At 70.3% G+C, this 24,107-nt stretch carries 12 protein-coding genes, 1 tRNA gene and 2 pseudogenes; 7 read left to right on the forward strand and 8 right to left on the reverse strand.

Going from position 1 to position 24,107, the window contains the following annotated elements:
- Positions 1 to 125: 125 nt before the first annotated feature.
- The 5 genes from tmk (at position 126) to ACYQ8Q_RS25745 (ending at position 7,843) form a co-directional block, all read left to right on the forward strand.
- Positions 126 to 3,563, forward strand: a complete 3,438-nt coding sequence (gene tmk, locus ACYQ8Q_RS25725) for a dTMP kinase (protein WP_460068143.1) — start codon at positions 126 to 128, stop codon at positions 3,561 to 3,563.
- 171 nt (positions 3,564 to 3,734) lie between these two features.
- A complete protein-coding gene (locus tag ACYQ8Q_RS25730; protein WP_460068144.1) occupies positions 3,735 to 4,940 on the forward strand; it encodes a DNA polymerase III subunit delta' in 1,206 nt (401 codons plus the stop codon).
- A gap of 179 nt (positions 4,941 to 5,119) precedes the next feature.
- On the forward strand, positions 5,120 to 6,691 hold the full coding sequence (locus tag ACYQ8Q_RS25735; RefSeq protein WP_460068146.1) for an alpha/beta hydrolase: 1,572 nt from the start codon (positions 5,120 to 5,122) through the stop codon (positions 6,689 to 6,691).
- Between the two features lie 107 nt (positions 6,692 to 6,798).
- Positions 6,799 to 6,872, forward strand: a tRNA-Thr gene (locus tag ACYQ8Q_RS25740).
- A 665-nt stretch (positions 6,873 to 7,537) separates the two neighbouring features.
- Positions 7,538 to 7,843, forward strand: coding sequence for a polymorphic toxin-type HINT domain-containing protein (locus tag ACYQ8Q_RS25745; RefSeq protein ID WP_460068148.1), 306 nt, complete (start codon positions 7,538 to 7,540; stop codon positions 7,841 to 7,843).
- A gap of 10 nt (positions 7,844 to 7,853) precedes the next feature.
- Here ACYQ8Q_RS25745 and ACYQ8Q_RS25750 read toward each other — a convergent pair.
- From ACYQ8Q_RS25750 to ACYQ8Q_RS25770, 5 genes and pseudogenes are all read right to left on the reverse strand, one after another.
- Positions 7,854 to 8,057 (reverse strand): annotated as a pseudogene (locus ACYQ8Q_RS25750) (hypothetical protein); the annotation flags it as partial.
- Positions 8,039 to 8,959: an IS3 family transposase gene (locus ACYQ8Q_RS25755; RefSeq protein WP_460068150.1), complete on the reverse strand. Its 921-nt coding sequence runs from the start codon at positions 8,957 to 8,959 to the stop codon at positions 8,039 to 8,041. The gene ACYQ8Q_RS25755 and the pseudogene ACYQ8Q_RS25750, both read right to left, overlap by 19 nt.
- Entirely contained in the window at positions 8,956 to 9,264 is a 309-nt protein-coding gene (locus tag ACYQ8Q_RS25760) for a transposase (protein WP_460068152.1), read from the reverse strand. Before ACYQ8Q_RS25760 ends, ACYQ8Q_RS25755 begins: the two co-directional genes overlap by 4 nt.
- A 107-nt stretch (positions 9,265 to 9,371) precedes the next feature.
- Positions 9,372 to 10,117 (reverse strand): annotated as a pseudogene (locus tag ACYQ8Q_RS25765) (IS701 family transposase); the annotation flags it as partial.
- A gap of 123 nt (positions 10,118 to 10,240) precedes the next feature.
- Entirely contained in the window at positions 10,241 to 10,618 is a 378-nt protein-coding gene (locus ACYQ8Q_RS25770; RefSeq protein ID WP_460068153.1) for a VOC family protein, read from the reverse strand.
- Between the two features lie 502 nt (positions 10,619 to 11,120).
- Between ACYQ8Q_RS25770 and ACYQ8Q_RS25775 the strand changes: the two genes are divergently transcribed.
- Positions 11,121 to 17,177, forward strand: coding sequence for a DNRLRE domain-containing protein (locus ACYQ8Q_RS25775; RefSeq protein WP_460068155.1), 6,057 nt, complete (start codon positions 11,121 to 11,123; stop codon positions 17,175 to 17,177).
- A gap of 921 nt (positions 17,178 to 18,098) precedes the next feature.
- On the opposite strand, the gene ACYQ8Q_RS25780 is transcribed toward ACYQ8Q_RS25775, so the two are convergent.
- From ACYQ8Q_RS25780 to ACYQ8Q_RS25790, 3 genes are all read right to left on the reverse strand, one after another.
- Entirely contained in the window at positions 18,099 to 18,491 is a 393-nt protein-coding gene (locus ACYQ8Q_RS25780) for a DNA-binding protein (protein WP_460068156.1), read from the reverse strand.
- A complete protein-coding gene (locus tag ACYQ8Q_RS25785; RefSeq protein WP_460068158.1) occupies positions 18,491 to 18,619 on the reverse strand; it encodes a hypothetical protein in 129 nt (42 codons plus the stop codon). The genes ACYQ8Q_RS25780 and ACYQ8Q_RS25785 overlap by 1 nt, the downstream gene beginning before the upstream one ends.
- A 575-nt stretch (positions 18,620 to 19,194) precedes the next feature.
- Entirely contained in the window at positions 19,195 to 20,121 is a 927-nt protein-coding gene (locus ACYQ8Q_RS25790; RefSeq protein WP_460068160.1) for a ribosome-inactivating family protein, read from the reverse strand.
- A 216-nt stretch (positions 20,122 to 20,337) separates the two neighbouring features.
- Between ACYQ8Q_RS25790 and ACYQ8Q_RS25795 the strand changes: the two genes are divergently transcribed.
- On the forward strand, positions 20,338 to 24,099 hold the full coding sequence (locus ACYQ8Q_RS25795; protein ID WP_460068161.1) for an nSTAND1 domain-containing NTPase: 3,762 nt from the start codon (positions 20,338 to 20,340) through the stop codon (positions 24,097 to 24,099).
- Positions 24,100 to 24,107 lie beyond the last annotated feature (8 nt).

Here is a 24,107-nt window from a genome sequence, read left to right on the forward strand (position 1 = left end):
GTTCGGCCACGGTTTCCGCACAGTGGCTTCACGAAGTGAACGCCCCGGCATCACTTTGGTGTCGGGGCGGTCGTACACCAGGCCGGACGCCCCTGGCTGTCAGTCGCTGCCGATAGGCTGAAAGCATGACGCGAGCCGAGCAGCCAACGGCCCTCCCCCCGGCACCGGACGACGCCCTGGTGGCGGACTCCCGCGAGCGCGCCGTGCGCGCCCTGTTGCGCGAGCCCCAGCTGAAGCGGCTGTGGAGCGCGCAGTTGGTGGGCGGTGTCGCCGACGCGCTCGCACTCCTGGTGTTCGTCCTCCTCGTCCTCCAGGCGGCCATCGCCGAGGGCTCGTTCGGGGGCGGCTACCGGGGTGTGGCGTTCGCGGTGGCGACCGTGTTCGCGGTGCGCATTCTGGCCACCCTGCTCTTCGGCGCCGTCCTGCTGGGCCCGCTGACCTCGCTCACCTCACCCGAGGGCCCGCTCGACCGCCGCTGGACCATGGTCGGCGCGGACGGGCTGCGCGCCGTGCTGCTGCTCGTCGCGCCGCTGTGGATCGACTGGACGCCGGACGACGCGCTGGCCTTCCTGCTCGTCAGCGCCTTCGTCACCGGTGTCGCCGAGCGCTTCTGGACGGTCGCCCGGGAGAGCGCGGCCCCCGCCCTGCTGCCCGCCCCGCCGCTCGAGGGCGCGACGGTACGGCCGCTGCCGGACCACCTGGACGCCCTGCGCCGGCTGTCGCTGCGCACGGGCTTCCTGGCGATCCCGCTGGGCGCCGCCACCCTGGTCGTGGCCGCATTGTTCAACAATCTTCTGGGCGTCGGGATCGAGTGGTTCGCCCAGCACCAGGCGGCCCTCGCCTCCTATGTCGCCGGGGGGCTCTTCGCCGGGTCCCTGTCGGTCGTGGTCTTCCTGGAACTGCCCGCGGTGCGCACCCCCCGCGCGCGGTCCCCGCTGGAGGGGCTGCGTCGGCCGAAGACGGCGGCGGGCGTCGACAAGGGCCGCACGGGCGCGATCCCGCTGCTGGTCCTCGCCTGCGCGGCCGTCGCCGGTGCCGTCGCCGCCGCCGCGGCCGTCGCGGTGCTGCACGCCAAGGACCTGGGCGGCGGCCCCGTGCTCTACGGCCTGCTGGTGCTCGCCCTCACCGGCGGAGTCGCGCTCGGCATCCGTACGGCGCCCAAGGTGCTGGTGGCGCTGTCGCGGCGCCGGCTGCTCGCGCTGGCGATCGCCGTCACCGGCGTGGCCCTGCTGGCCGCCGGGCTCGTCCCCGACGTCACCAGTGTGCTGCTGATCACCGGGCTGGCCGGAGTCTCCGCGGGCGTCGCGGCGAACACCGGGCACGCGCTGCTCGACCAGGAGACCGAGGACAGCCGCCGTACCCGCACGACGGAGCATCTGCACGCGGTGGTGCGGGTCTGCGTGGCCCTCGCCGCCGTGGGCGCCCCGCTGCTCGCGGCGCTGATCGGACCGCACCGGCTGGAGAACGGCCGGTTCGTGTTCGCGCACGGCGGCGCCGCGTTCACCCTGATGCTGGTCGGCGCCCTGCTGCTGCCCATCGCCGTACTGGTGCTGGCCAAGGTCGACGACCGTTCCGGCGTCCCGCTCCGCCTCGACCTGCGGGACGCGCTGCTCGGCGGCGACGACCCGGCCGAGGCCCCCGCCGCGAACGGCTTCTTCATCGCCCTGGAGGGCGGCGACGGCGCAGGCAAGTCCACCCAGGCCGAGGCGCTCGCCGACTGGATCAGGGCCAAGGGCCACGAGGTCGTCCTCACCCGCGAGCCGGGCGCCACGCCCGTCGGCAAGCGGCTGCGCTCGATCCTCCTCGACGTGTCCAGCGCCGGCCTGTCGCACCGCGCGGAGGCCCTGCTGTACGCGGCGGACCGCGCGGAGCACGTCGACACCGTCGTGCGGCCCGCGCTGGAGCGCGGCGCCGTCGTGATCAGCGACCGGTACATCGACTCGTCCGTCGCCTACCAGGGCGCCGGCCGCGATCTGTCCCCGACCGAGATCGCCCGTATCTCACGCTGGGCGACCAACGGCCTGGTGCCGCATCTGACGGTGCTGCTGGACGTCTCCCCGGAGGCCGCCCGCGAGCGCTTCACGGAGGCACCGGACCGGCTGGAGTCGGAGCCCGCCGAGTTCCACACGCGCGTGCGCTCCGGCTTCCTCACCCTGGCCGCCGCCGACCCCGGCCGCTACCTGGTGGTCGACGCGGGCCAGGAGCCCGAGGCCGTCACCACCGTCGTACGCCACCGGCTCGACCGGATGCTGCCGCTGTCCGAGGCCGAGATCAAGGCCCAGGAGGAGGCGCGGAAGAAGGCCGAGGAGGAGGCCCGCCGCAAGGCCGAGGAGGAGGCCGCCCGCAAGGCCGAGGAGGAGCGCCTGGAGCGGGAGCGCCAAGAGCAGCTCGCCAAGCTGCGCGCCGAGGAGGAGGAGCGCAAGCGGCGCGAGCTGGAGGAGGCGCAGCGCCGTGAGGCCGAGCGTCAGGCCGAGGAGGCCCGGCTGCGCGCCGAGGAGGCACAAAGGCGTGCGGAGGAGGAGCGGCAGCGTCTCCTCGCCGAGGAGAAGGCCCGCGCCGAGGCCGAGGCCCGCCGCAAGGTGGAGGAGGAGCGGCGCAGGGCCGAGGAGGAGCGGCAGCGCAAGCTGGCCGAGGAGGAGGCCCGGCGACGCGCCGAGGCCGAGGCGGTCCGCCAGGAGGAGCAGCGCAAGGCCGAGGCGGCGCGGCTGGAGAAGCAGCGCAAGGCGGAGGAGGCGCTGCTGCGGGCCGAGGAGGCGCGGCGCGCGGCGGAGCAGGCCGCGGCGGCGGCCCAGGTCGGCCCCCGTTCCAAGCCGCCGACCGCCCCGTCGGCCGTCCCGGAGGCGGTGACCGTGCCCACGCCGGTGGTCACGCCGAACGCCTCGGGCGGGCCGGTGGAGGAGACGAAGGTCCCGCCCCGGGTGCCGATGGGCAAGAAGGCGGACATGAGCAAGCGGCCCGACATGAGCAAGCGGCCGGACATGAGCAAGCGGCCGGACATGAGCAAGCGGCCGGTCGCGGACAAGAGGCCGATGGAGGACACCACTCCGCTGCCCCGGATCCGCATGGACAAGGACCCGGAGCCCGCGCGGCCGGCCGGGACCCCCTCCGACGCCGAGGTGACGGCCGAGCTGCCCCAACCGACGGCGCCGGCCGCCGGCGCGGCCGACGAGACGGCCGTACTGCCTCCCGTACGACAGGACGCTCCCGGTGCCGCGGACGAGACCGCGGTGCTGCCGCCGGTGCGCGATGACCGGGGCGCGGTGGACGAGACGGCCGTACTGCCTCCGGTACGGCAGGACGCGCTCGCGGACCGTATGCCGTCCGGGTTCTTCCGGGACGAGCGGGAGGGCGCCGCGCCCGACGGCTCCGAGGGCCGCACGCGCGAGCTGCCCCAGGTCGACGAGGCGGGCGCGCCCCGGCAGCGGCCCCGGCCGGACTGGGCCGAGGAGACCCCGCTGGACGACCTGCCGTCCCTCGCGGACGAGCTGCTGGGTCCGCACCGCGACGACGACGGGTTCGACGAGGACCGGGACGGCGGCCGGGGACGCGGCCGGCGGCGCTGAGCAGGACGGGTGCCCGAGCAGTCGGTGCCCGAGCGGGTCGGGTGCTCGAGCGGGTCGGGTGCCTGAGCGCCACGGGGGTCATCCAGCCGTTTCGGCCGGTGGCCCCCGTTGTCGGTGGGGGCCCGCACAATGGAGACCGGCAGCGGACGTGACGGAAGGGCGGCGTGACCCATGAGCGTGTGGGACGACCTCGTCGGGCAGGAGAAGGTGAGCGAGCAGCTGACCGCTGCCGCCCGGGACGCCGACGCGCTCGTGACCGCGGCCGTCTCCCAGACCCCGCCGCCCGAGGCCTCGAAGATGACCCACGCCTGGCTGTTCACGGGCCCACCGGGGGCCGGCCGGACCCAGGTGGCGCGGGCGTTCGCCGCGGCGTTGCAGTGCGTGAGCCCCGACCGCGCGCTGGGCGGCGCCCCCGGCTGCGGCTTCTGCGACGGCTGTCACACGGCGCTGATCGGCACCCACGCCGACGTCACCACCGTCGCCGCCGTCGGCACCCAGATCCTCGCCGAGGACATGCGGGACACGGTCCGCAAGTCGTACACCTCACCGGCCACCGGCCGCTGGCAGGTCATCCTCGTCGAGGACGCCGAGCGGCTCAACGAGAAGTCCGCGAACGCCGTCCTCAAGGCGGTCGAGGAGCCCGCTCCCCGGACGGTGTGGCTGCTGTGCGCGCCCTCCCTGGAGGACGTGCTGCCCACCATCCGCTCCCGCTGCCGGCACCTGAACCTGCGGACGCCGTCCGTCGACGCCGTCGCCGACATGCTCGTCCGGCGCGAGGGCATCGAGCCGGGGGTGGCCGCGGCGGCCGCCCGCGCCACCCAGGGGCATGTGGACCGGGCCCGCCGGCTGGCCACCGACCCGGCCGCCCGGGAGCGCCGCGCGTCGGTGCTGAAGCTGCCGCTGCGGATCGAGGACGTCGGGGGCTGTCTGAAGGCCGCCCAGGAACTGGTGGACGCGGCGGCGGAGGACGCCAAGGTGCTCGCCGAGGAGCGGGACGGCAAGGAGACCGAGGAGCTGAAGGCGGCGCTGGGCGCGGCCCAGGGCGGCCGGATGCCGCGCGGTACGGCGGGCGTGATGAAGGACCTGGAGGACAAGCAGAAGCGCCGGCGCACCCGGACCCAGCGCGACAGCCTCGACGTCGCGCTGACCGACCTCACCGCCTTCTACCGGGACGTCCTCGCGCTCCAGCTGGGCTCCCGTATCGCGATCGCCAACGCGGACGCCGAGGACACCCTGGAGCGGCTCGCCCGTGGCACCACCCCCGAGTCCACCCTGCGCCGGATCGAGGCCATCGGTGCGTGCAGAGAGGCACTCGACCGCAATGTGGCGCCGTTGCTGGCGGTGGAGGCGATGACGATGGCGCTGAGAGCGGGCTGACCGGGGCGGCGCCGGGGCGCGGCCGAGATGGGGCCGCGGCGCGGGTGAACGTCGGCCGGGGGTTGACGGTGTCGCTCGTCCGTGGCGGTTAGCGCACGGAAAGCACTCGCGCAGTAGCGCAGAGTTAGGCTCACTGGATGCACCTCAGGAGCTGTCCCCGCAGGCCCCGCAGGCCAGGTATGCCCCGCAGGACCCGCACCGGCATCGCCCTCCGCGCCCTGTCCGCCCTCCCCCTCGCCGCACTGCTCGCCGTCTCCGCCTGTTCCTCCGGAGGCTCGACGGCCACCGCAGGCTCCGCGGCGCGGGCGGAACTGGCGGCGCTGCCGAAGGCGACACCGTCGGCGCTGGAGCCGTACTACGGGCAGAAGCTGTCCTGGCGGTCCTGCGGCGCCCCCGGCTTCCAGTGCGCCACGATGAGGGTGCCGCTGGACTACGCCCACCCGGGCGCGGGGGACATCCGGCTCGCCGTGTCCCGCACCAAGGCGACGGACCCCGCCGAGCGGCTGGGATCGCTCCTGGTCAACCCGGGCGGGCCGGGCGGCGCGGCCGTCGGCTACCTCCAGTCGTACGCCGGTGTCGGCTACCCGGCCTCGGTCCGCGCCCGGTACGACCTGGTCGCCGTCGACCCCCGGGGCGTGGCCCGCAGCGAGCCCGTGGAGTGCCTCGACGGGCGCCCGATGGACACGTACACCCAGACCGACACGACCCCCGACGACCGGCGTGAGACGGACGGGCTGGTCGAGGCGTACCGGGGGTTCGCCGAGGCCTGCGGCGCACACGCGGCGCGGCTGCTCCGCCATGTCTCCACCGTCGAGGCGGCCCGGGACATGGACATCGCGCGGGCGGTGCTGGGGGACCGGCGGCTGACGTATGTGGGGGCGTCGTACGGGACGTTCCTCGGGGCGACGTACGCGGGGCTGTTCCCCGACCGGGTGGGGCGGCTGGTCCTGGACGGCGCGCTGGACCCGTCGCTGTCCGCCCGCGAGCTGAACCTGGAACAGACGGCGGGCTTCGAGACGGCCTTCCGGTCCTTCGCGAAGGACTGCGCACGGCGGGCGGACTGCCCCCTCGGCGACAAGGGGAGCGGGATCGGGCCGCGCCTGAAGGCGTTCTTCGGCGCGCTGGACCGGCGCCCCCTGCCCACCGGCGACCCCGACGGCCGCAGGCTCGGCGAGGCGCTCGCCACCACCGGGGTGATCGCGGCGATGTACGACGAGAGCAGCTGGGAGCAGCTGCGCGCCGCGCTGACCGCGGCGATTGAGGACCGGGACGGGGCCGGGCTGCTCGCCCTGTCCGACAGCTACTACCAGCGCGACCCCGACGGCCGGTACTCGAACCTGATGTCCGCCAACGCGGCCGTGAACTGCCTCGACCTCCCGGCCGCCTTCGCCACACCCGAGCAGGTGGAGCGGGCCCTGCCGGCCTTCGAGAAGGCCTCGCCGGTCTTCGGCGAGGGCCTCGCCTGGGCCTCCCTGAACTGCGGGTACTGGCCGGTGAAGCCCACGGGCCGGCCGCACCGCATCACCGCGAAGGGCGCCGCCCCGATCGTCGTCGTCGGCACCACCCGCGACCCCGCCACCCCCTACCGCTGGGCCGAGTCCCTGGCCCGCCAGCTCTCCTCCGCCCGCCTGCTCACCTACGTCGGCGACGGCCACACGGCCTATGGCCGCGGCAGCGCCTGCATCGACTCCACGATCGACGCCTACCTCCTCCACGGAACGCCCCCAGCACGGGGAAAGCGCTGCTCATAGCCCCACCCCGACCCCCGGAACGACCCCCTCCGGGGGTGGTGCGGAGCACCCCCGGAAACTGTGTAGACTTACCGACGTTGCCGATCGCACCATAGTGCGGACGGCGCGCCGCCTTAGCTCAGATGGCCAGAGCAACGCACTCGTAATGCGTAGGTCTCGGGTTCGAATCCCGAAGGCGGCTCTGTGGTGAACCCCAGGTCATTCCTTTGACCTGGGGTTTCTTGTTTCTGGTTACCTTGGAATTCGGGCCAATTGGGCACGTGGGGTCTGTGCATCGCGATGCGTAGGTCTGAGGTTTGCATTCGGTGGCGGTTTTGCTCTACAGGGCTGTGAGCTGGTCTTTTGTCTCTCGCGGTCACTTCTCTTCGGGCCAGCCGGATTGGCGTGGTGGCCGTGTGATGGCCGAGCGTGCAGACCTGCTCCCGGCCAACCGCGAGATTGGCAGTCCATGGGGGGAGCCATGGTTCGTGGCATCCCGACAATCGCGCGTCCAACTGCGTCCATGTTCGGGAGGTCGCCGGGCCTGGCAGGTTGTCGCCCGCTGGGCTGGGTCCCGTCCGCGCTGCTCGTCGCGATCGTTCTGTGCCGGTGTAATCGCGTCTGTGAGCGGCTGCGTGCGGAAGGGGCCGTCGAAGCGGACCTGGGCGGCATCCCGAGTCTTGGTGCCGCCCGGCCTGACAGCGTCGGCGTACCGATCTTGCGGTGTCTCTCCAGAGTTTGACGGCTGCAGCGATTGAGGTCATGCGGTCTGGGCTGACGCGGGGCAGGCGGAAGATACGTCAGGGATTTCAGCTGTGGTACCCCGTCTTCGATGGGGTGTCCGGGCCTGGAACGGCTCGTGCGCTGATGCGGAGACCGTTCGCCGCTTCGAGGGCCGTTGCGCCCGATGGCCACCCGCGGGCCGGCCACAAGTTCTACGTGCTGGGCCGCGGGTGGACACTGGTCTCCGACCTGCGCGTCGGCGACCCGCTGCGCACCCCGGATTGCTCCGTCAAGGAGTTGACGGCCGTCAGGGACCGTTCGGGCCTGGCTCCGAGCACGGTCTACGACCTTACCGTCGACGACCTGCACACGTTCTTCGTGCGCACCTCGGGTGAGCAGTCCCAGGATCTCCTTGTCCATAAGTGCCTGGACCTAATACTCCAGCTGTAGATCTTGATCTTCATGTCTGGGATGCAGCTTGTCGCCGATAGTGGCTGGCTCGTGATCGCGCCTGGTGGCGGCGTCGCCAGGCGGACCAACGGAGTCGGTAGGCTGGGCCGTGATCGGGCCGGACGGCGACGGTGATGAACAGGCGCTGGATCTCGTTGCAGGTCTGAGGTTCCCCCGCTGTGCGAGAGGTGCTGACTAGCTGGTCAGGGCGGGGTGACGTGGTTTCAGGTTCACTTGTTCGGTCGCTGCCTGGTCGGCGTAGTGTTTCTCCTCGTACTCGATGGGGCTGAGGTAGCCGAGCCGTTTCTGGATGCGGCGGGGGTTGTAGAAGCCGTCGATGTACTCGAAGAGCGCGAGGTTCGCTTCGGCCCTGGTGGTGAAGACGCGTCCGCGGATGCATTCGGTCTTGACCAGCATCCACAGGTTCTCCGCCAGGGCATTGTCGAACGAGTCGCCGACCGAGCCCATGGACGCCTGGATACCGGCCCTGACCAGGCGTGTTGTGAGCTTCACGGACGTGTATTGACAGCCGTGGTCCGCGTGGTGAACGAGCTCGCCGGGCGTGACTTCGCGGCTGGCCAGGGCGTATTCCAGCGAAGTGAGGACCAGGTCCGCGTCGGCGCGGGCGGAGGTTTCCCAGGCCACGACCCGGCGCGAGAACGCGTCACGGATCGCGGACAGCCACAGCGGGCCCTCCAGCGTCGTGACCATGGTCAGGTCGGTGACCCACAGCCGGTTCGGCCCGTTCGCGGTGAAGTCGCGTTGCACCAGGTCAGGGGCAAGATCGGTGTCCGGGTAACGGCAAGTGAAGCCCTTGCCACGGCGGGGGCTGATCCCGGCCAGGCCGGCCTGGCGCATGAGCCGCTCCACGCGCTTGCGACCGACGCGGACGCCCTCACGCTTGAGGACGGCGTGCACGCGGGGTGAGCCGTAGATCCCGCCGGACTCGTCGTGGACCTGCCGGATCCTCCCCGTCAGCTCGGCGTCCCGGCGGTGCCGCTCGCACGGCTCGGTCTCGGCCCGGCGCCACCGGTAATAGGTGGAGGAGGGGATGGAAAGCTCCCGGAGAACAGGCTCGACCCCCAGATGCGGGTGCTCGTCGACGAGCGCCGTCACCTGGGCCGGGTCGGGTCGAGCTGGGCCGCGAAAAAAGCCGAGGCCGTCCGCAGGACCTCATTCGCACGCTTGAGCTGGGCATTCTCCTTGCGCAGGGCGGCAAGCTCCTCACGCTCGGCGGTGGTGAGCATGTCACCTCGATCGCCGGTATCGGCCTCGGCCTGGCGAATCCAGTTGCGCAGGGCCTCGTGGTGCACGCCGAGTTCCTCGGCCATGCGGCGGATCACGGGCTTCGGCTCGGAAGCGCGGTACATCCGCACCGCACGCTCACGCAACTCCAGCGGGTACTTCCTCGGGGCAGGCATCGTCAGAGCTCCTCTCGCGAGCCCCATCTGACCTGCTGTCAGCTCTCCCCGCATCTCGGGGGAACCTCAGTCAGCGGGATCAGGCCGTCCGGTGTGGGCTGGTGCGTGTGTTCGTCCGCGCGGACGACGGCGAGGAAGGCATGGGCCAGCATCGCGAGGGTGACCCAGCGGGCCCAGGAGGGGTAGCGGCGGACCTGGTGCTCCCGGTGGGCACTTCGGTCGAGCAGGCTACCGCGAGGACGTAGCCGATGCCGCGCTTCTCCAGCGCCGTCCGCAGTTTCGGGTTGCCGCCGTAGACCTCGTCCCCGGTGACCCAGCCCACGTGGTGTCCGGCGTCCAGGAACCGTTCGATCATCATTCTGGCCAGTTCCGGCTTGGTCGCGAACGCGGTGTCCTCGCCAAGCCCCGCGGCCTGGCAGCGGTCCGGATCGCAGGTCCAGGAGCGCGGGATGTACAGCTCCCGGTCCACCGCTGCGTGCCCGCGCATCCCGGCGTAGACGAGGTAGACGGCGACCTGGGAATTTTCGATCCGGCCGGCGGTGCCGGTGTACTGGCGTTGGACGCCGACGGTGTGGGTGCCCTTCTTCACGTCGCCGGTCTCGTCGACGACCAGTACCGCGGCCTCGTCGTGGAGGTGCTCGACGACGTATTCGCGCACGTCGTCGCGGACGGCGTCGGCGTCCCAGGAGGCCCGGCACAGCAGGTGCTGCATGCCGTGCGGGGTCGATTCCCCGGCCCACTCCGCGATCGTCCAGCAGTTCTTGCGCGGCAGGTCCGACAGCAGGCCCAGCACCAACCGTCCCGCTCGCAGCCGGGGCTCAACGCGGGCGAACCGGCCCGCAATCCGGCCCATGGCCACTTTGAACGCCTCCCGCCAACGGGTGGGATCTACGCTGTGGCCTGCGGCCACCGTCTCTTCGTCAGTCCACACAACTCACGATGATCAACGGTGGCCGCACCCCTGCGGTGTTGCCTGTCAGTCCCGGACGAGACAGAACGGGTGACCTGCGGGATCCGCGAAGATGCGCCAACTCCGCTTTCCATCGCCCTCATCGAGCAGTGCGGCGCCCATATTGAGTACGTCCTCCTGAGCTTGGTCCAGGTCCGTGACCCCCATGTCGAGGTGGAACTGCTGGGGCCGAGCGGGATCCGGCCACCGTGGTGGCTGATGGTCTTCCACGCGCTGGAAGGCCAGCACGAGCCCACCCTCGGTGTGGAGCGTTGCCCACCTGTCGCCGAGTGACCACCGCGGATCCGGCTGGTTCACCACGCCGCCGAGAAGCGACTGGTAGAACCGCGACAGCTCAACGACATCGGCACAGTCCAGCACCACACACTGCAGCTTGGCGATCATGCAGGGCAGCGTAGAGCAGCACCGCGCACCAGGCTCAGGCGAGCCTGATCAAGATCTACAGCTGGAGTACTAAGGGACCACCTGTTGGGTGCGCGACGGTGTCGCCTTTGGGGCACTGGCCCCAACCTGGGGCCGTCACAAGGAAATAACAATCCTCGAGACAGTAACTTCACAGACTCGGTGGGGTGTTTGGCATACCTTGTGACGTTGTCTCGCTATGTCTGACAGGGGTGGCATCGGTCAGTCATAGAGTTCGCAGTTCTTAGAGTGCCGACTTCCGGTCAGGTCAAGGAGCAGGAACATTACTTGCGCGTTTCTTCCATTCATTCACCTCTACCAGGAATTCCCTCCACAGCTTCTTGACCTTTGATTACGGCGCTTGTGACGCAGTGGGTGTCGCGAGATGATCACAGGAGTTGTGATGAGACTCAAGGGGAAAAGAGTCTTCCCGGCTTCCAGGGGGCGGGCGAGATCCTCGTGCGCTGCGCTGAAGCGGACGGCGTTGGCGGTCGCGGCGGTCCTGGCGGCGGAGACGGCGCTGGTGTCGCTGGAGACGGGGGCGGCGTTCGCGGCCGACTCGGGCACGACCGAGGTGACGTTGACGTCTGACGACGCGAAGTCAGCTGTGTCGTCAGCGGATTCGATGGCGGCAGCGCTGTTGATGGCCCGTCTGCAGGACCGCAAGATCGAGGTGTTGTCGGAGCGTTCGGCCACGTCGACGACCTATGCGCTGCCGTCCGGGGAGTTGCAGACGTCGACGTATGCGGGGCCGGTCCGGCAGAAAGTGGACGGCAGTTGGAAGGACATCGACACCTCGCTGTCGGATACGGGTGCGTCGCTGGAGCCGGATGTGGCGGCGGCGGACATCGCGGTCTCGGACGGCGGTGACACCGCGCTGGTGTCGGTCGACAAGGGGAGCAAGTCGTTCGGCCTGGGGTGGGAGTCCAAGCTGCCGACGCCGACGGTGAAGGACGACACCGCCTCCTACGACCTGGGCGACGGTCAGACCCTGACGGTCACGGCACTTGCTCAGGGGTTCAGTCAGAACGTGGTTTTGGATTCCGCGCCCGAGGGGGGCCTGGAGTACCGCATCCCGTTGACACTGGGCGGACTTGAGCTGTCGATCGCCGACTCCGGGCATCTGCTGCTGAAGGACGCCGACGGCAAGCTGGTCGCCGAGGCGCCCGCGCCGATGATGTGGGACTCATCCACCGACGACGCCTCCGGTGAGTCGAAGTACCAGGCATCCGTCACGACCAGGGTGGAGACGGCCGACGACGGCTCGCAGACCCTGGTGCTGACCCCGGACGCGGACTACTTCACGCAGGATCTGACCTATCCGGTCACCATCGACCCGACCACCACCCTGGCCGTGACCACGGACACGTGGCTGGCCACCAACTACACCGACTCGCAGGTCTCCTCGACCGAGCTGAAGTCGGGTACGTACGACGCCGGGTCGACGGTCGCGCGGTCGTATCTGAAGTTTGATGTGTCGGCGTTCAAGGGCAAGCACATCACCGACACCAACCTGGCGCTGTACTCGTACTACTCATCCTCCTGTACGGAGGGTTCGGGCACGGTGGTGCGCCGGGTGACCGAGTCCTGGGACTCCTCCTCGGTCACCTGGTCGACCAAGCCGGCAGGTACCACGACCGGTCAGGTGATCAATACCGCGGCGAAGGGGTACAGCGATTCGTGTCCGGCGGGCACGATGAATTTCGACATCGACGACATCACTCAGGCGTGGGCGGACGGGACGTCCAATTACGGTCTGCTGGTCCGCGGTGTGACGGAGACAGACTCCTCCACCTGGCGCCGCTTCCGGTCGGCGAACTACGTCTCGGGTGACGGTTCGACCGAGCCGCATCTGACAGTGACGTACAACTCCTACCCATTGGCGCCGAGTTCGCCGGCGATCTCGCCGTCGCAGGTCAACGCCTACAACGGCAAGCGGTACGTCACCTCGCTGACCCCGACGCTGTCGGCGAAGGTGACCGACCCGGACGGCTCCAGCAGCAAGGGCCAGTTCGAGATCACCGCCGATCCGGACTACGCGGACACCACGTACTCCTACACGGGCACGTCCTCGTCGGCGTCCTCCGGCTCGACGGCCAAGCTGACCGTCCCGTCCGCCTCCGCCCTCCCGGCCGGTGTGCATCTGCGCTATCGGGTGCGGGCGTACGACGGCACGGACTACGGATCCTGGTCGGGCTACACGACGTTCGTGATGAACACCGGTCTGCCCGCCGCTCCGACGGTCACCTGTGACACGTACCAGGAGAACGGCTGGACCGCCAAGGCCGACGACGCCGTCGCCTGCACCATCGACACCAGCTCCAGCGACGGTGCCGGCTACTACTGGGGGCTGGACAACAGCAGCCTGCCGAACAAGAAGCTGGACACCACCAACGGCACCGGCGGCGACTCGGCCACCGTGTCGATCAATCCGGCGAACGGCTGGCACACGCTGTACGCTCGCACGGTCGACTCCGGTGGCAACCTGTCGTCGGCCACGACGAAGTACGCGTTCGGTGTGGGTGAGGACGGCGCCGCGATCCTGTCTCCGGAGGACGGCGACGACACGGCCCGCCGTCTGACCCTGTCGGCGAAGGGCCTGGCCTCCTACACCGGGGTGACCTGGCAGTACCGCCGCGGTGAGACCGACTCCTGGCACACCGTCCCGGTCGGTGACGTCAACGCCTCCGGCGACGCCGTCTCCGCGTGGCCAGTCTCCGTCACCGACGGCACCGCCACCAAGCTCATGTGGAACACGGTCAGCACGCTCGCCGAGGACGGCGTGATCGAACTGCGTGCCGCGTTCACCGACGGCACGACCACTGGGCACTCCCAGACCGTCGAGGTCACCCTGGACCGAGACGCGGGCACCGCCCCGACTGCCGCGGTCGGCCCCGGTGAGGTCAACCAGCTCACCGGCGATTACACGCTGGAGGCCACGGACGCGAACGCGTTCTCGGCCAGCGTGGAGCGCACGTACTCATCGCGCGCCAACGACACCGACACCGAGGGCCAGGTGGAGATCTTCGGCCCCGGCTGGACCTCCTCGATTACCGCTGAGGCGAGCGACTACACCCAGATCCGCAAGACCTCCGACACCTCGGTGGAACTGCTCTCCGGCGACGGCAGCGCGACCGCGTTCACCCTCAACTCGGACGGCAGCTGGGCAGCGGAGACCGGCGCCGAGTACCTGACCCTGACCGGCACACTGTCGGGTACGAAGTTCACGCTCACCGACACCGACGCCGGCAACACCGTGTTCGCCAAGGCGGCGACCGCGGCGACCACCTGGACGCTGTCCTCGTCGGCGACCGCGGTGGACGACACCACGGTCTCCACCGTCTCGGAGACCGTCACCTCCGGCAGCGAGACCCTGGCCCGCCCGAAGTACGTGATCTCGCCGACCGGCGCGGTGACCGCGTCCACCTGCCAGACCGAGCCCACCACCAAGGGCTGCCGCGTCCTGGAATTCGTCTACGCATCCTCGACGACGGCGACCGACTCCTCGCTGGGTGACTACGCGGGCCAGGTCAAGGCGATCAAGCTGTGGGCCACCACCCCGGGTGCCTCCACCGCCACCGCCGAGACCCTCGCGTCGTACGCGTACGGCTCCTCCGGCAAGCTCCGCCAGGTCTGGGACCCGCGGATCAGCCCGGCACTGAAGACGGAGTACACCTACGACTCCGACGGCCGCGTCGACACCCTCACCCAGCCCGGCCAGCTGCCCTGGAACTTCACGTACGGCAAGGCCGGCTCGGCCCTGACCGCGGGCTCCGGCATGCTGCTCAGCGCGAGCCGCGCGGCCCTCGTGGAGGGGTCCGACAGCACCACATCGGGCACTGCCGTCACCACCGTCGTCTACGACGTGCCGCTTTCCGGTGATACCGCCCCGTACCAGATGGACACCGACACGGTCGCCGGCTGGGCGCAGGACGAGGCGCCGACCGACGCCACCGCCGTCTTCCCGGCGGACTTCGTCCCCGCCTCCAGCACGGGCAGTGAGCTGACGTCTTCCGCCTACGACCGCGCCACCATCACCTACATCGACGCCAACGGTGAGGAGACCAACACCGCCACGCCCGGCGGCTCGATCACCACTACCGAGTACGACGTCTACGGCAACACAGTCGCCGAACTGACGGCGGCCAACCGCGAGCTGGCACTGGACGGCTCCGCCGAAGACCTGGCCTCGCTCGGTCTGAGCGGCCTGTCGACGGCTGACCGTGCCCAGTTGCTGGCTACCGTCTCGCAGTACTCGGCGGACGGGCAGCGTTTGACCGACGAGTACGGTCCACTGTACGAGGTCACCCTGACTGAGGAACTCACCGGCTCCACCACCGAGTCCACCCTGGCCGCAGGCACAGTGATCCCGGCCCGCGCCCACACCGCGTACACCTACGACGAGAACAAGCCGGACACGGCCGCGGTTTCCGGGCTGGTCACCTCCGTCGTGATGGGAGCCGCCATCTCGGGCTACGCCACCGACGCCGACACCCAGCAGTCGACGGCCACCTATGACTGGTCGACCGGTCAGCAGAAGTCCACGACCGGTGGAGAGACCAGCAACGCCGTCACCACCTACGACGCCGGACGGGTGGCCACCACCCGCACCGCCGGATCGTCCGGCTCGGACGCGGGCACCCTGGCGTACACGTACTACGACGCGGACGCATCTGGTACTTGCGCATCCGCCGAGTGGGACGGTCTGCTCTGCAAGACCGTGCCTGCGGCTGCCGTCACCGGCGGAGGTGACAACCCGACGGAGGCGGTGACCACCGTCTACACCTACAACCGCTGGGGCCGGCTTGCGACCAAGGCCGAGACCGCCAACGACGTGACCCGCACGACTACCACCACAGTCGACGCGGCCGGCCGTGCGACCAGGACGACGGTCACGGGCGGCACCGGCGAGGAAACCCCGGCGACCACGTACACGTACGACGAGTCCAACGGTCAGATCGCCACCCAGACGTCGAACGGCCAGACCATCGCGAACGGTTACGACGACCTTGGCCGTCAGACGTCCTACGCCGACGGTGCGGGCAACAGCGCCACCACGACGTACGACGTCCTGGACCGTCCGGTGAAGGCAACCGACTCCGCCCCGTCCACCGTCACCTACGCCTACGGCACCGCCGGTGACTTGAAGACCCTCACCGACTCGGTCGCGGGCACCTTCACCGGCATCTACAACGCCGACGGCAGGCTCATTACCGAGACCCTGCCTGGCGACTACACCCTCACCCTCACCACAGACCCGGTCGGCCAGCAGACCGGACGAGAGTACGTAGCGTCGGACGGCACGACGGTCGCCTCTGATACCGCCGGTTACACGGTTACCGGACTCCAGTCCGGTCACACCCAGACCGACGGTTCCACGACGGCAACCTCCTATGCCTACGACACCGCAGGTCGCCTCACTCAGGCAGCCGACACCACCGCCACCGGCTGCACCACCCGCGCCTACACCTTCGACGCGAACAGCAACCGCACGGCGCTGGCCACGACGTCGGACGACTGCGACACCAGCACTTCCGACACCGCCACGGCCACCACGTCGTACACGTACGACTCCGCTGACCGCCTGGTCAACTCCGGCTACGCGTACGACGCTTTCGGCCGCACCACCACCAGCAGTGACACGACCCTGTCGTACTACTCCAACGACCTGGTCGCGACCGAGACCCTTGGCACCAGCCGCAATACCTGGACCCTCGACGCAGCAGGACGCCTCGCCGTCCAGACCGCCCAGAGCCAGGGCACTGACGGCACCTGGACCACATCGAGCACCACGACCAGTCACTACGGTGGAAACGGTGACAGCCCGACCTGGACCGCGACCGGCAGCACCGTCAGCCGCATCGTCAGGGACCTGACCGGCGGCCTGGCTGCCATCACCTCGGCGTCCGGCAGCACGGTCCTGCAACTTGCCAACGTTCACGGTGACGTCACGGTTCAGCAGCCACTGGACACCACCGTGGCCAGCGTCGTCCAGCACTATGACGAGTACGGCAGTGCCCTGGACGAGACCGCGGCCACGACGTATGGCTGGCTCGGAACACATCAGCGTTCCTCGGACATGCTCAGTGGCTACATCCTCATGGGCGTCCGGGTGTACGACGCTGGGACCGGACGGTTCCTGCAGACCGATCCGGTATATGGGGGCAATTCCAACGTGTACGTCTATCCGGCGAACCCAATCAGCCGGTACGACCTCGACGGCCGCAAGGCCATCAAGAAGTACAACAAAACGGGGATTTCGTGCGGTTGGTACAGCTGCACGCTGAAATTGAAGCGGCGTCACGCAGGCATGCTGCAGGACATCCTGACAGGAAACTCTCCCACGGTTGGAGGTGCAACTGTCTTCCTGGAAAGGGTGACGAAGGCCAGCTGGAGTGCATCGGCCTACATGGCTGTCGCAGTTGCCGCGCTCTGGTATACCCTGGGGTGGTACATCGGCTTTCTGCTGAAATGGTGGCCGCGTCGCGGAATCAAGATCGTTCACACCTATTCAAGTGTCATGTGGGCCTGGCACCAGTAGAGGCTGGAGATAGATGAACCACGTGAGATCACTTCTTTCAACCCGGCCTGGGCGGCTTTCGCTGGCCCTCTTCCTGGCTGGAGTGGCCATTTCGATCTGGGGTACAGTCCGCATGGTTAACACCTGGACGCCGGATTCCCACCAGGGCACTTACATGATGTACGCGGGTGCGGCCGTCATACTGTTCGGAGTTCCCTTCGTTGGGGCCCACCATCGACGACTCGAATCGCGTCAGCGTGAAACCGGCGAGAAGGACTGCTGAGGGGCAAGTGGTCAGCTCATTCCATTGAGCGCCAGCTCGTGATGGATTCCGGCCGTTGGTGTGATCCTCTCTTTGGTCACGCCGACGGCCGGTCGCGTGGGTCACGAAACTTCGAGGTGAGAAGGTGACGGGGGGCGGCGGGAACTGAGTGGCCCTGTAGGTGCCGACACTTCCGTTTTGTGCCGCGAGGTCCAGTCAGGGCGGTTAAGGACGCGGCCGTCCGCGATCACAAAGTACGGCGACACCTTCTCGCCCCTGCCGGCGCAAAGCCTTTGCATTCATTGCGGAAATGGAGGCGTGCCGAGCGGCGACGCGGGCTGATGACGGGTGTGAGCTGGTCGGTGACATGCCCTTTGGTGATGCACTGCGACGCGCGATCACCCGGACCCGCCTGGATTTCGAGCGGAGCCAACCACGGGGTGGCAGACGATCGCCGACACGATTCTCGCCGTCTGTGGGAAGACGACAACCCTGGTGCCTCGGCTCTTTGCCATCCGAGATGTCCTTCCCGGTGGCCAGCCGGTGGCCGGACGCCTTTGGACGGTGCGGCACGAGGCGCCATGATTGCTCATGGCCTCGTCATGCTGGCTGATTGCCGAGCGCGGTCGGGGGCTCGCGCGGCGTCATGCGTGAGCGGGTGTGCCCGCGATCTGCACGCGTCAGGCTTTGATGACCGCGACGGCGGGTCCACAGAGCAGACTGATGTCCTCAGGGTCGGAGGTGAGGACGGTGACTGGTCTTGGCGCCGAGCGTGCAACGGCCGCGAGGACGGCGTCGATGGCGTACTTGTGGCCGCTGAGGCGGTGGTCGCGCAAGAGTGCTGCCGCTTGGTCGGTGACGCTCTTGGTGACGTCGTGGGCGTCGATCCGGGAGAGCACCCACCGGATGCGGGCGGGGTGGATGTGCTCGTAGTCCGCCTCGAGCGTGGTCATGGCGGTCGCGGCCACGCGGATGCCTTCTTCCGAGGCTGCTTGGACGAGACCTAGGACGGTGCGGTCCTTGAGGTAGAGCTTGGACAGGCACTCGCTGTCGAGGAGGAGCGTGCCGGGCATCAGGCTGCGGCACCGCTCGAGTCGCGCTGATCATGGCGCAGTACGGCGCGTGCCGCTTCGATCTCTTCCCGGGGCAGCGGGTCGTTGTCGGTCTCGAAGTCGGCGACGATCTCACGAAGCTTGTCCATGGCCACACGCTGCTCGAGGGCCTCGGCCACGTAGGCGGAGAAGCCGCCTGGGCCTACATGGGTACGTGCCAGCCCACACGGGCACAGTGGCCTTCTGGGCCCGAACGCGGTATCCGCGCACTCAGCTGTGCACAAGCCCGTGCAGCTGGCTGCGGGGTCCCGCGCTTCCCCGTCCACGCTTCCCGTGGGCGGCCCGCCCACCCCTTCGGGGGTGCTGGAATGGCAAGGCGCGGCGACCGAGACGGCGCCGGTGACGACTGGCGGCTCACCATCGCGATTACGGACTCGCCGATGCCGGTGGCCGAGCACTGCGACACCGGCACGGCTGCGCGTCCAGCTGTGCATCCTCCTGAGGGTGGGGCATGGGGGGCGGCATGGGGGGGCGGTTCGGACAGGAGATTCGGGTCGTCCGCAGACCGGCGGTTCGGAGGTGGCGTAGAAAGGCGTTTCTGCAAAATCGCGGCGGATTCTCGCCGAACTGGTCAGGCCGAGGGCCCGTGGACGGCGTGAGCCCCCGGGGGACAGGAGGGTGTCCCGCCGGGGGCGGCTCGGTTGCCGGGCTTCCGGTCAGCGGGTCACTTGACGCCGATCTGGATCATCAGGCGCAGGATGCTCGCGATCGCCTGGAGCGTGTCGAAGTGGTAGCGGCCGATGTTGGGCGTGGGCGCGGTGTGCGGGTTGTTCATCCGGTTCTGGAGGTTGTTGCCGATCGTCTGCCAGTTGTGGATCAGGCCGTCGTCATCGGCGTCGAACTGGTATCCGGTGCTCGATCCCATGTTCGCCTGGATCCGGTCGGAGATCGCGTTGAAGCGGGCACCCTCGGCGATGGCCTCGACGTAGAACATCAGCGCGCCGGCGCGCTGGGCACCCGTTGAGTTCGCGCCGGCCAGGATCCCCTGGTTGTACGCCATCCAGGTGTAGGAGAACCGGGGGCTGCGCGGGGTCTGGTGTGCGTAGCTCGCCATGGAGGCGTAGCTGCCGCCGAACGGCAGCCGCAGGGCGCGGGGCGGGTTGGCGGACGTGCCCGCACCGGGCCAGTGGCTCAGTGTCGCGTCGCTGAAGTAGTAGTACGTCCTGGTCCCCGGGACGTAGTAGCCCTGGACGTACAGGTCGTGGGCGCGGAGCAGGATGCGGATCTGCGGGTGCTCGTTGCTGGTGATGTTGACGGTGAAGTAGTTGTTGATCTCGTCGTTGCTGATCTGCTGCTTTTCACTGCCGGTGTGCTCGGTGGGGACCGTGTACCACGTGCTCGACGACCTGCTGCCGTAGGCGACGCCCAGCTCGGCGCTGGCCCGGACCTCGTCGATCATGCTCCGGTACGCGGACTTGCCGCCGTTGAGGTTCCAGTGGACGTCGTCGTTCTGGTCGATGGCGTGGGCCCTGGTGGCGCCGAAGGGGGCGAGCAGGGTGAGGATCAGGGCGATCAGGGCGGTGCCGGTGATGGCCAGCGGGGTGCGGACGCGGCCGGTCCGGGGCCGGTCGGAGAGCAAGAGGTCACTCACGATGGTGCTCCAGTCGTTCAGGGTGTTCGGTGAGCCACGACCGACGTTCGCAACCGGCGGATTGATTGGCACCCCACTCTCATCAGGGCAATCAATCCTTTTCCGGCGGACCATGTCACCCATCCGTCACCTGACGTCCATCCCGTCGTTTCCGCCCGACCCTTAAGGTCTTCGCTCCTGATGTCGCTTCCGCGGCGTATACGGAGGTACGAGAGCATGGGGCGTCCTGAGCGACCGGTGGACCCGCAGACCGGTCCCGTGCAGCGGCTCGCGCACGACCTGCGTCAACTGCGCATGGCGGCCGGCGGCCCCTCGTACCGCGAGATGGCGAAGACCGCGGGCTTCTCCGCGACCACCCTGTCGCAGGCCGCCGCCGGAGAGCGCTTGCCGTCCCTCGCCGTGGTGCGGGGGTACGTGCACGCGTGCGGGGCGGACCCCGAGGAGTGGGAGCCGCGCTGGAAGGAGGCCGAGGCCGAGGTCGGCGCCCGCCCGGACGACGAGGACGTGCCGTCGCCGTACCGCGGCCTGGCCCGCTTCGAACCGGCCGACCGGGAGCTGTTCTTCGGCCGCGACCGGCTCGCCGACGACCTGTGCGCCCTGGTCTCCGAGCACCGGTTCGCGGTGCTGTTCGGCGCCTCCGGCAGCGGCAAGTCCTCCCTGCTGCGAGCCGGCCTGATCCCGCGCCTCCAGCACGAGATCGGGGCCCGGGGCCGCCCCGCGGTGCTGCGGGTGCTCACCCCCGGCGACAAGCCCGCTCAGACCTACGGGCATCTCCTCGCGCCCGCCGAGGGCGAGCCGGAGAGCTGGGTGGTGGTCGACCAGTTCGAGGAGGTCTTCACCCTGTGCCGGGACCGCGCCGAGCGCACCCGCTTCCTCGACCTGCTGCTCACCGCCCGCGCCCCGGCCGGCCGGCTGCGCGTGCTGGTCTCCGTACGCGCCGACTTCTTCCCGCGCTGCGCCGAGCACCGCGACCTCGCCGACGCGCTGCGCGGGGCCGGGCTGCTGGTCGGTCCGATGACCGCCGACGAGCTGCGGGAGGCGGTGATCAAGCCGGCGCAGGCCGTCGGCCACCTCGTCGAGCGGGAGCTGACCGCGCGGATCGTCGAGGAGGTCCTGGACCAGCCCGGCGGACTGCCGATGCTCTCGCACGCCCTGCAGGAGACCTGGCGCCGGCGCAGGGGCCGGATGCTGACGTTGGCCGCGTACGAGGCGGCCGGCGGGGTGCGCGGGGCGATCGCGGCGAGCGCCGAGGAGGTGTACGGGGAACTGACCACGTCCCGCCGCCGGGCCGCCCGGCAACTGCTGCTGCGGATGATCGAGCCCGGCCGCGGCACCCCCGACACCCGAAGACCGCTCGGCCGCGCCGAACTCGACGAGTGGGCCGATCCGGACGTCCCGGCGGTGGTGGAGGGCCTGGCCCGGGCCCGGCTGCTGACCGCCGACGAGGACGGCGTCCACCTCGCCCACGAGGCGCTGATCACCTGCTGGCCCCGGCTGCAGGACTGGATCGAGCAGGACCGCGAACGGCTGCGCGCCCACCGCGCGCTGACCGAGGCCGCCCGTACCTGGCTGGAGCACGACCGCGACTCCGGCGTCCTGTACCGGGGAGTGCGCCTGGAGCGCGCCGAGGAGCATTTCCCGGACCACGAGCACGACCGCGCGCTGACCGCGACCGAGCGGGCCTTCCTGGTCGCGTCCCTCGAAGCCCGCGAGGCCGAGCGGCAGATCGCGGCCCGCCACACGCGCCGGGCCCGGACCGCGCTCGGCGTGTTGTCCGCCGTCCTCGTCGTGGCCCTGGTGGCCGGCCTGGCCGCCTGGACGCAGAGCCGCGACAACCGTCGTCGCTCCACCGAGGACGCGGCCCGCCGGATCGCCTCCGTCGCCGCCGGCCTGCGCAGCACCGACCCGCGCACCGCCCAGCTGCTGGGCGTCGCCGCCTGGCGGGTGGCGCATCTCCCGGAGAGCCGCGCCGCCCTGCTCGGCTCGCTCGGCCAGACCGAACGGGACATCTTCAGCGACCCGGCCCTGGACGAGGGCACCACCCGCTTCCTCACCCACCAGGGCCGTACGCTGCTCAGCGTCGCGGGCGGCGCCTGGCGCACCTGGGACACGGTGACCCACCGGCGCACCGGCACCGGGCGGCTGCCGGCCGGCGGCAGCGTGGAGTCGGCCAGCCCCGACGGACGGCTGCTGTCGGTCCGTTCCCCGGACGGCGTACGGCTGTGGGACACGGCCGCGGGGCGCTGGCGCGGCCGGAAGCTGGCGGCGACCGCGTCCGTGGAGTTCTCCGGCGGCGCCTACCTGGTGAGCGACACCGACACCCCCGAGGTGCAGGTCCGCTCGACGGCGGACGACCGCACGCTGTTCAGCACCGAGGCGAACGACTCGGCCGTGGTGGCGGTCGGCCCCGACGGCTCGGTGGTCGCGGCCTGCCCGAACGGCGGCGGTCCCCTCCAGGTACGGGACCTGCGCACCGGCCGTACCCTGTCGGGCCGCTGGCAGCACACGGGCGAGGTCTGCGGCCTCGAGCGCTCGCTGCTCGTGCTCGGCGGCCGGGGTCAGCTCGCCGCGCTCACCCCGACCGGTGTCCTCGTCTGGGACGTCCGCACCGGCCGGCAGCTCGCCGACCTGAAGGACACGGGTGTCTCGTACGTCTCCTTCAGCGGGGACGGCCGGTTCGTGGCGACCGCCGACGCCCGCGAGATCAGACTCTGGCGCCCGGGCCTGGACGCCCCCGTCCTGCGGCACGACCTCAACAACCAGCACCTGTACGGCGGTCTGCTCTGGGACGGCTCCCACCCCGTGCTGCGCTACCTGGAGGGCGGCACCGTGCACACCCTGGACGTCTCCTCGGCGACCACCTCCGCCTGGCAGGACACCCCCGTCGACCGGGTGCTGCTCAGCCCCGACGGCCGTACCCTGGCCACCGCCCGCCGCATGGGCGACCACTACCGCGTCGACCTGCGCGACCCGTCCACCGGCCGCGTGCTGCGCACCCTCCCCGCCCCGCGCCTGCCCGTCTCCACCGACCCGTCCTACCCGGTCTACGGGCCCGACACCTCCGCCCTGCTGTCCTTCTCCCCCGACGGCAGGACCCTCGCGTACGGCGTCTCGGCGCCCAGCAGCGACACGAACCGCCAGCCCCTCACGCTCTGGGACCTCCCCGGCGGCCGGACCCGCACCACCCTCGACCTGGCCGGCCACGGCTCCACCGGCGCCGTCGTCACGGTCGCCCTGGGCCCGGGCGCCCGTACCCTCTTCGTCACCCGCGCCCTCCTCTCCGGCAACGCGGCCGGCGGCACCGGCACCCTGAGCAACGAGGTCTGGAACACGGCGGAGGACCGCAGAACAGGCCTGCTCCCCGCCTTCTCCAGCAGCCATCTGGCGGCTTCGCCCGACGGCCGTGTGCTGGCCGGCGACAACCGGGTCGCCGCCCTGCCGGCGGACCGGGTCAAGGCCCGGGACCTGGTCCAGGGCGACGGGATCGGCGCCCTCGCGTTCGCGGCGGACGGCTCGCTGTTCGCCGCCGGCGACCAGACCGGCCGGGTCGCCCTCTGGGACGGCCGCCTGCGCGAACGCGTCGGCATCCTGCGCAACGTCTTCTCCGCTCTGCCCGACGACATCGGCGACGCCGTCTTCGGCGACACCTCGGAGGCGGTCACCGCTCTCGCCGTCAGCCCCGACGGGAAGACCCTCGCGGTGGGCGGCGAGGCGGGCAGCCTCCAGCTCTGGGACATCCCCACCCAGCAGCCTCTCGGCGACCCCCTCACCACCTCCGGCGAACAGATCGACACCCTGGCCTTCAGCCCCGACGGCGGCACGGTGTACGGGGGCAGCGACCACGTCCCCCTGCGGCACTACACCGTCGACCCCGCGAAGGCGATCGAGACGGTGTGCGCGCGGACGGACGACGGCGAGCTGCCCCGGGCGCAGTGGCGGACGTACGTGCCGGGGGTGCCGTACCGGAAGGTCTGCTGAGGGCCCCG

The organism is Streptomyces sp. YKOK-I1 (genome assembly GCF_054660435.1).